Source organism: Asaia bogorensis (assembly GCF_900465345.1).
Classification (GTDB): Bacteria; Pseudomonadota; Alphaproteobacteria; order Acetobacterales; family Acetobacteraceae; genus Asaia; species Asaia bogorensis_A.
Window position 1 is genome coordinate 1 of sequence record NZ_UEGO01000025.1, and the last position, 7,433, is coordinate 7,433.

Here is a 7,433-nt window from a genome sequence, read left to right on the forward strand (position 1 = left end):
GTTCACAATGCCCAGACCGCCAGACCCGATCGTGATTGCGACACCCGCAGAGAAGCCTGTGGTCAGGATGACTTTTGCAAAACTGCCAGAAGCACCGCCAGAACTGACCGATATCTGGGAAGAGTTGTTTGCGGGCGATCCACCGCCACTAGCACCACCACCAGCGAGGGTTACAATGATCTGCTTCGTTCCAGGCGTTGGCGTATAAAACCCGGACGCAGTGAACATCTGCGTGCCGAGCCAGCGGCCCGAGCGCACGGGTGCGAATAAATCTGCCCACGAAGCGCCGGGCGCGCCCGGTGTGGTCAGGTTGTTGTCCGCGGTTGAGACCCAAAAGAGACCCACGGTGGATGGGTCTGCAACGATCGATTTTTGCGGATACCCGCCAAATGCAGCCGCGAGGTTGGGGTTGTGTGGCGCTACAACAAGAGACGCCAATTCGACGAGACTCGGGTAAAGAGGCGCACCGTGCGCTGGGGAGATCATCGAATTTGTGATGGTTGTCGCGCCTGATGGCACCGATACCGACCACAAAGGGATGCTGCCTGAGGGAGGGGAAGTGCTAATCCCTACCGTAACGCAATCAGACCTGACAGTAGGCTGACCAGTTCCCGAGTTTGCTAAGCCAGCATAGGTTTGTGATGGATTTGCTGAATTGAAGTAAGGAAGAACCGCGTTGCCTGTGTCATTCGTTGCAGGCGTGCCGTAGATTATGAATGTCTCCCCAGTGCCGGGGATGGTTATACTTACAGGATCCCCCATGATGAATTGGCGCGGGAGCGCACTGGAGGACGCAGGCAGAACGCCGAATGTGCTTGTATCCACGACTCCCGGGGCAATTATTTCGCCAGGTGCGACGATGACGACAAGGCCAGACCCTGGCGTACAATCAAATCCGCTAGCTCCTATGCCGCTTTCGCCATAGAGCGCACCGGCAATTCGACCAATGCCAATCCCGGCAAATCGAGCGGCTTGCAGCTGATCCTCTACCAGAGGGATCTGCGCGGGATAGATGATCCTGCGATCCATGAGATGTCCTATAAAATATCCGCACCGAAGTCAGTCAGAGACGCGTTTCCACCTACCCACATCACCATCCCGCCAGCACGCACGGACTCGATGGATGAAAGGACGATCTGCGGAGGGTTGAATGTCAGGGTCTGCTGCAGGGATATAAAAGCCTGGAAAGGGGACAAAAGCGTTCCGTATCTCAATTCGGTTGTCTCGTACCCGTAGCCCCCACCAGCTCCGGCGTTCGTCACCGAGCCATATCCTTTGGTGTCAGAGGCGTTACGCGGCTCGGTTATGCGCCACCCGGCATTCCACGAGGACGTAAGGGCGCGCTCCAATGAAGGCCTTGTGCCCAAAGTTGGGAAAAGTGACGTTTTGATCCGGGTTCGATAATCATCATCCTGCTCAGCCGGATGTCTCGGCAAGCTATCTCCGAAGAAGTCATCAGCGTAGATCTCCAGCATCCCGCCGGTTGCAGTCGCAAGGCGTTGCTGATCGTAGGCGTCCTGGAGTTGCCCCCAGGTCCACGAAAACACCGAGGCGATGCCCTGCAACATGCCGTTGAGGATCGGTGCTTGTTCGACTTCGCTCTCGCTGGACGTGCCGGGGAACCATCCTGTTGGAAGCAGCGCACGCAGTCTGCTTGCGAACTGCCTCTGCGACACATTGCTCGGTCTAGCCATAGGTCACCGATCCAGCGCGGATGGCCACGCCCGTTTGCCCGGGAATGTCCGAGGTGCCGCCGTTGAGCAGCAAATTCGAGATGGAAACGACGGATGACGAGGCGCCGTAGGCGAGTACGCTCAAGCGCGAGTAAACTGCGCCTTGCCCGATATCCAGTGCATTGAAGTATCCGCTTATCGCAGCGGTTATCAGCGCCTGCACCGACGATGCATCGCTGTTTGGTGCCAGGGTCAGGGCCATACTCACGGTGGGGGTCGAAACCGAAGGCCTGACGACCTGTATCGAGACAGGCGAGGCGCGGTACTCGTTCGCGACCGCATAAGCCTGAGCGATCAAGGCGTCTGATACGGCACCGGACCCATCATCGACGTACAGGACGATGTTGCCGGGCAGAAAATTGCCCGCTGTGTCAGCGTTCTCAGCGCCTTGGACCATGATATTGGTGGCGATCGCCTCGACGGCTCCCTCAATCGCTGCAAGTGTGGCCCGGTTCAGGGAATTCAACCATGTCACGAATCCCGCACGCACTGCGGCGTCGGTTTGCCCGTCACCGCCATTGGTAAAGGCTGCTGGGTTCGTAACGGTATCAATGCCGGAAATGGCTGTACCGAGCAGGCAGATCGCACCTGCGGAAGCATTGCCCGCTGTACCGGTCTGTGTGCATTGCACGGGTAGCGTCAGGGATTGAACGCCAGCAGGCCGAATGTAGCCGTTGGCAGCATTGTTCCAGGCGGCATTCGTGCTGTCTGCAACAACTGCGTAGCTGATGTTGGAGATCGTCAGCACGAGCGCACCAACCGGGATCGTGGCGGAGGCCGTCGCAGGCGAAAACGACGAGAATAGGATATTGCCCGTCGCCGCAACTCCGGGCTCGCGTGTCAGGCCGAAATCGGCGATGAAGCTGTCAACGTCCGCGCCCTCCGATGTAGAGAGGCGGTTGCGCGTGAGGATCTGCAGGGCGACGGATTGTAGCCACAGCCCCATGCCCGATGCTGATTCCAGTATCGCGCGGCCGGGCGTTCCGACAGACAGATCGAGCAGAGACGAAGCCGCGCCCTGCGCCGCCGTGACAGCCGTCGAAACGGTCGTCGTGAAAGAGCGAAGCGAAAGCGCCATCAAAGCCTCAGAAACAAAAAAAGCGCCCCGAAGGACGCCTTTTGGCCATCTACGGCCATGATTGCGGAAAATCTCATATCATGTGGCCATGTACAAGCTAATTCGTGACTTGAAGCGCCTGCACGGACTGCGTTTCCAGGTCCACATACTGGATGTTGCAAACATAGACGCCGACGCTCGGATTATTGATCGTGACACTGATTGGCTGTGTCTGATCTACAGCCGCCTCCTGTGCCATCTGCTCCGCAACGAGCGCCTGTATCTCGCTGAGACTGGCTGGCGAGCCGATCTTTGCCGGCAATCCGGCGCCGTAACCAGGCTGCCATATGTAATCGCCAGCATTGGTGCATAGCCGTCTTATAATGGCCTGCCTGGTCTGATCTGCACCGCTGACCGTGGCGAGGCCACCGGCAGTATCAAGATTCAGATCACCACCGCAGAAGTGTGAGATAGCTGTCATGCGACAGGCGCTCCCGTGTTACCGCCGTTATTGCCGTTCGTATGGATATGGGACTTGCCGCTGATACCTGCAGCAAGCACGTCCCGATCCGATGTGACCGTGCCGCCGGTGACCGCAACACCAGATGGGCCGAGCGTCATTGTCACACTCCCCACTCGCCAGACCATCCCCGCATTCGTCATTGTTTCAGTCGTTTGCCCTGCGCCGGAATAAAGACCTTGTGCGGTCAGGTGCCACCAAGGCGCATTTTTGGTGGCTCCGGTAGCCGCTTGCGAGCTTGTGCCTGTTTGCGTGGCAGAGGGAGGAGCGCCGCATCCGGCCATGATCAGCAATTCACCAGCCTGGGCGGGCTTGCCTGTCTGCGGAGAAACAGGGGGCGTGACTGCCGTATCGTATTGGAAGGCGTTGATTTGCATATGCTCGGCATCGCCCTCGATCGGGATGAGCAGGACATGCTCTCCGATATTCGGCAGGCGAGCAATCCGGATATCACCGGCAGCCAAGGCGGCAACTGGCAGCCAGCCGCTCTCGATCCCCTCCGGTTGCACAAGCGCCTTGGCTGCGTGGTTCACCGGATCAATCGAGGTGATGATGCCATGCACGGTCTTGGCAATCATGCCGCTCGCAGCAGCTGCGATCTGTCTTGCATCATGCATCGCTGTCAGCCTCATCCTGCGTCACATCACGGTTCCGCAGCGTCACATCCTGCTCAAAGCCGCCATCCCATGAGAAGGCGCTCGAAACAGCGTCAACCGTGTAGCTCTGGCCATCCCATGTCGAGTTGGTGCCGGTCAGGGTGAAGAAATCGCGGGGCTGAAGCGAAATGCGTCCAGGGATCGTCATATGGACCTCGCGCCCGTGGGCAACGATCTCATCATATTTCTGCTTGGCGGTGTTCTGTACGTCCTGCATGGAGCGGCCCGGCACTTTGAAGGAGTGCAGCGTACCAGCGTTCGCAGCTTTCTTCGGCGACCCGCCTTCCGCTGACCAGTAATACTCGAACTTGGCCCGCTGCCGGCTGTCCCACGACATGACATGCACGACCACGCCTTTGGCGATCTGGTAGTCACGCCTGAAGCTCAGGGACATGGCATTCGAGACGATCGCCTGGTTTGGCCCGGAATCCTGGTATCTCAGCGTGTGCGTCGTCGCCGATCCATCATTGCTGGTCGGGTACGGCTTACAAATGATTGTCTTGCCCGACGCATACAGGTCGCACCCCGCCGAATTGGCGATATAGCGGGCGAGATCGAAAGCCGTCTGAAAGCGGCCATGCGCGCTGTGTGACAGGCGCTTGTGTTCGATCTGCCAGTATTGACCGGTCATGCTGGCGGGAAAGGACACCTGAGGCGTGAGCCCGGCAGCCGAGATCAGCGTCGTCATGAGATCGGCCCCGGTCTTGTTGAGCCACGCATCCTGAACGCGCAGGTCGAGCAGTTTCGCAAGATAGTCCCGGCACTCGACAACAAGGGCGGTCCCGGTCGGGGTCCACTCGACGTGATCCATGAGGCCCTGGAAAACCGTCATCCATTGCGCGCCGGCCGTGGCTTCGTCCCGCATCTGGATTTGCACATCGGTATCTGCCGTCGCAGTGCCAGATGCTACTGCCTGATCAAACCAGTAATTGCCGGTGATCTTCGCAAGCGCCGCACGATCAACCGCAAGGTTGATTTCTGCCGTGTCGGCCCGGCTGTACCGCGTTCGCGAAAGTGCGAACCGCTCAAGACGCGTCTCCGGGACGGCGCGGCCATTGACCAGAATTTGCGCCCTGAGCTTGCGGGCTACTCTACGCCCCGCAGAAACAGTGATCGTCTCGCTCATGAAGCAAGTCCCGGCACGCCGCTATTCTGCGTCGGGTCGATATTGGGGATCTGCAGGGAGACGGGGGAGGGGAGCCATGTAAGGTCGGGATCAGTCATCCCGTTCAGCTGGGCGATGCGCCACCATTGCGTGGCATCATTCAGCCGGCTGGCCGCAACATGGTAGAGCGACACATCTGCCGCCGTGACCTGGATTGTCTGCATGGTGCGCCCGATCAGCCATGAACGGAAGGAGAGGGAATGGCAGCGTTTGTTGCGGTTGCTGCGTTGATCGCGGCCCTGTTGACGGCGCCGCCTGCATCAACGGCCGCGCTGGCCAGCTGCGCGTTCTGCGAAAGAGCCGTGAGCGAGGCAGAATTGTTGAAGGTGATCCCCTCAAGGTTCTGTCCGGTCTGTGTAACCAGATCCATCAGGCCGCTGCCCGCAGATTGCAGGCCGCCGATCACGGATGAGGCGGCACTCGGCGAGGCTGACAGGTTCGTTCCGGCCGTGGCCGCGCCCTGTACGATTTGCAGCTTATCAGATACCTGAGCCAGCACGCCACCAGCGCCGATCAGATTGGCGGTAGGGGCAACCTGCCCGACAACTGTCTGAACCTGCCCAGCGAAGTTTGAGACGCTCTGTGAGATCGTGCCGACCGTGCTGGTGATGGAGGTCAGGGCACTGGTTGCGTCGTCGCCGATGAGGCCAGAGAGTGCCGAGGTTGATACGGCAGTCGAGTTCGCAGACTCACCGGGAAGCTCGAGCACGAGGAGATAGCGACAGATCGCGCCCTTTGCCTCATAGGTGTAGCGATAGGCCTGCACATAAACCTGAATGGACATACCGGCGGCCTGAAGCCTCACTGGCTGCCCTGCACGCCGTATCTTCGCCAAGGACTCTGCGCGCGTCTGGGCAGAAGGGCCGAGGAAGATACCTTCCATCTCGATCCGGTTGGGGTCATTGCCGCCCAGATCGATCACCCGGTCGCCACCAGGCAGGCGATGGATGGTGATTTGCTGCTGGCCGCCGAACGTGACGCCGCTTGGCACTTCCATGCCAGTGAGAGTTACCGAACCAATGCTTACCGGCGCAGTCGCTCCAAGGCGCGACAAGGAGCCGAGCATCGTCTCGATGTTCAGGAGCGTGTTCGCCATGATGCGTCCAATAAAAAAGCCGCTCGAAAGCGGCCTGGAAGATTACTGCACCAACTGCCAACGCCTGCCGACAGGCGGCGCTGATGAATTGCGCGGAATATAGGGATAACCGGCCGTATTCAGCGTTGGGGTCTCGACCATCCGCTGCAGTTCCGGGTCGGACCGCAGATCGAGCGGCTGATACCGCGCACCGAGACCGCCCATACTGCCGCCATCAGGACCGGCAACCTGAATGCATGCGCTCGCCGCCTGATCGAAAGGCAACGTGCCATTCGTTGAGCTGCCATGGGCCATTTGCTGGCGCACGCACTGGGCGTCGGTCGTACCCGGAAGGCGACCCAGGCCAGCACAGCCGGAAAGAAGCGCCGAAAGCGCCAGAGCGGGGAGATATCTCAGCATTGAACCAGCCTGTCATTCAGAGAGGCCCGATTGTTCGGGCGGCCTGCATTCGGCGATGGGCGCAGGTCTTTTACGAACCACATATCCCTATCTCATATGGCCATGCAGTACAAGGAAATCAGGATCAGAACGCGCTCTCGCCTGCCTCGACAGCCATGAGGTGCTTGTCCCAGCTTTCCTCTGAGGGGGGACGGAAGCCGCCCGGCGCCACACCGTAACGGCCATCCAGATAGGCTTTGATCTGTTCACGCGAGGGGATGACCATTGGCCAGTGCTGCGAGGCGACAACGTTGGTTGCATAGCCATCCTGCCAGACATCAAGCATCCGCTGCCCGCTCGCCGTCATCGGGCCTGAGGCACATTTCGCTGCGACCTCTGCAAAGGGCGTCGATCCGAGCAGCCTGTTTACGCACCGTGCGTCGGTCTCGCCGGGGCTTTTGTTGTGGAAGTAGCAGCCGCTGAGGAGGGGAAATGTCGTCAGGAGCAGCAGAGCGCGGGGGGATTTCATGGGGGAGATTCTGACGCTGGCGCAGGGGCTATGTCAACGATATTGCCTGCCCCCCAGGGCGAACCATGGGGGCGTCAGTCTGGCATCAGACCAGATCACAGTAGGGCGTTTGGTCAAGCGGGGCAAGGAGAAGGATGTCAGTGGGGCTTATCGTCAGAGCCTGACTGTACCCGAGTAAGGCGTTTCGCCAGTGCGCTTAACAATATGGCTACCTCCTCACATCCGCACATTCTCGCGACCACGATCAGCACGCAGATGAGAATCACTGCGATGATGCAAAAAGCGATAATGGAGCCGTC

Annotated in this window: 9 protein-coding genes and 1 pseudogene; all 10 read right to left on the reverse strand. The window is 59.5% G+C overall.

Features of this window, described 5'->3' with window-relative positions; genetic code table 11:
* A pseudogene (locus ED655_RS15560) lies at positions 1 to 1,029 on the reverse strand (hypothetical protein); the annotation flags it as partial.
* Between the two features lie 8 nt (positions 1,030 to 1,037).
* Entirely contained in the window at positions 1,038 to 1,676 is a 639-nt protein-coding gene (locus tag ED655_RS09180; RefSeq protein WP_162993466.1) for a hypothetical protein, read from the reverse strand.
* Positions 1,677 to 1,686: 10 nt separating this feature from the next.
* Entirely contained in the window at positions 1,687 to 2,811 is a 1,125-nt protein-coding gene (locus tag ED655_RS09185) for a baseplate J/gp47 family protein (protein ID WP_122049927.1), read from the reverse strand.
* A 97-nt stretch (positions 2,812 to 2,908) separates the two neighbouring features.
* Positions 2,909 to 3,271, reverse strand: a complete 363-nt coding sequence (locus tag ED655_RS09190; protein ID WP_122049928.1) for a phage tail protein — start codon at positions 3,269 to 3,271, stop codon at positions 2,909 to 2,911.
* Positions 3,268 to 3,927, reverse strand: coding sequence for a phage baseplate assembly protein V (locus ED655_RS09195; RefSeq protein WP_122049929.1), 660 nt, complete (start codon positions 3,925 to 3,927; stop codon positions 3,268 to 3,270). Before ED655_RS09195 ends, ED655_RS09190 begins: the two co-directional genes overlap by 4 nt.
* The gene (locus ED655_RS09200; protein WP_122049930.1) at positions 3,920 to 5,092 is read right to left on the reverse strand and encodes a hypothetical protein; all 1,173 of its coding nucleotides are present in this window, start codon (positions 5,090 to 5,092) and stop codon (positions 3,920 to 3,922) included. Before ED655_RS09200 ends, ED655_RS09195 begins: the two co-directional genes overlap by 8 nt.
* Positions 5,089 to 5,295: a hypothetical protein gene (locus tag ED655_RS09205; protein ID WP_122049931.1), complete on the reverse strand. Its 207-nt coding sequence runs from the start codon at positions 5,293 to 5,295 to the stop codon at positions 5,089 to 5,091. Before ED655_RS09205 ends, ED655_RS09200 begins: the two co-directional genes overlap by 4 nt.
* A gap of 11 nt (positions 5,296 to 5,306) precedes the next feature.
* The gene (locus tag ED655_RS09210; protein WP_122049932.1) at positions 5,307 to 6,227 is read right to left on the reverse strand and encodes a hypothetical protein; all 921 of its coding nucleotides are present in this window, start codon (positions 6,225 to 6,227) and stop codon (positions 5,307 to 5,309) included.
* 42 nt (positions 6,228 to 6,269) lie between these two features.
* The gene (locus ED655_RS09215; protein WP_122049933.1) at positions 6,270 to 6,626 is read right to left on the reverse strand and encodes a hypothetical protein; all 357 of its coding nucleotides are present in this window, start codon (positions 6,624 to 6,626) and stop codon (positions 6,270 to 6,272) included.
* Between the two features lie 124 nt (positions 6,627 to 6,750).
* Complete coding sequence (locus ED655_RS09220) at positions 6,751 to 7,134, reverse strand: hypothetical protein (RefSeq protein ID WP_122049934.1); 384 nt, start codon at positions 7,132 to 7,134, stop codon at positions 6,751 to 6,753.
* Between the last annotated feature and the right edge of the window lie 299 nt (positions 7,135 to 7,433).

Coding starts and splice junctions, on each gene's coding strand:
- ED655_RS09185 (WP_122049927.1), bottom strand. CDS start 2,811: ATGGCGCTTTCGCTTCGCTCTTTCACGACGACCGTTTCGACGGCTGTC.
- ED655_RS09190 (WP_122049928.1), bottom strand. CDS start 3,271: ATGACAGCTATCTCACACTTCTGCGGTGGTGATCTGAATCTTGATACT.
- ED655_RS09195 (WP_122049929.1), bottom strand. CDS start 3,927: ATGCATGATGCAAGACAGATCGCAGCTGCTGCGAGCGGCATGATTGCC.
- ED655_RS09200 (WP_122049930.1), bottom strand. CDS start 5,092: ATGAGCGAGACGATCACTGTTTCTGCGGGGCGTAGAGTAGCCCGCAAG.
- ED655_RS09205 (WP_122049931.1), bottom strand. CDS start 5,295: ATGCAGACAATCCAGGTCACGGCGGCAGATGTGTCGCTCTACCATGTT.
- ED655_RS09210 (WP_122049932.1), bottom strand. CDS start 6,227: ATGGCGAACACGCTCCTGAACATCGAGACGATGCTCGGCTCCTTGTCG.
- ED655_RS09215 (WP_122049933.1), bottom strand. CDS start 6,626: ATGCTGAGATATCTCCCCGCTCTGGCGCTTTCGGCGCTTCTTTCCGGC.
- ED655_RS09220 (WP_122049934.1), bottom strand. CDS start 7,134: ATGAAATCCCCCCGCGCTCTGCTGCTCCTGACGACATTTCCCCTCCTC.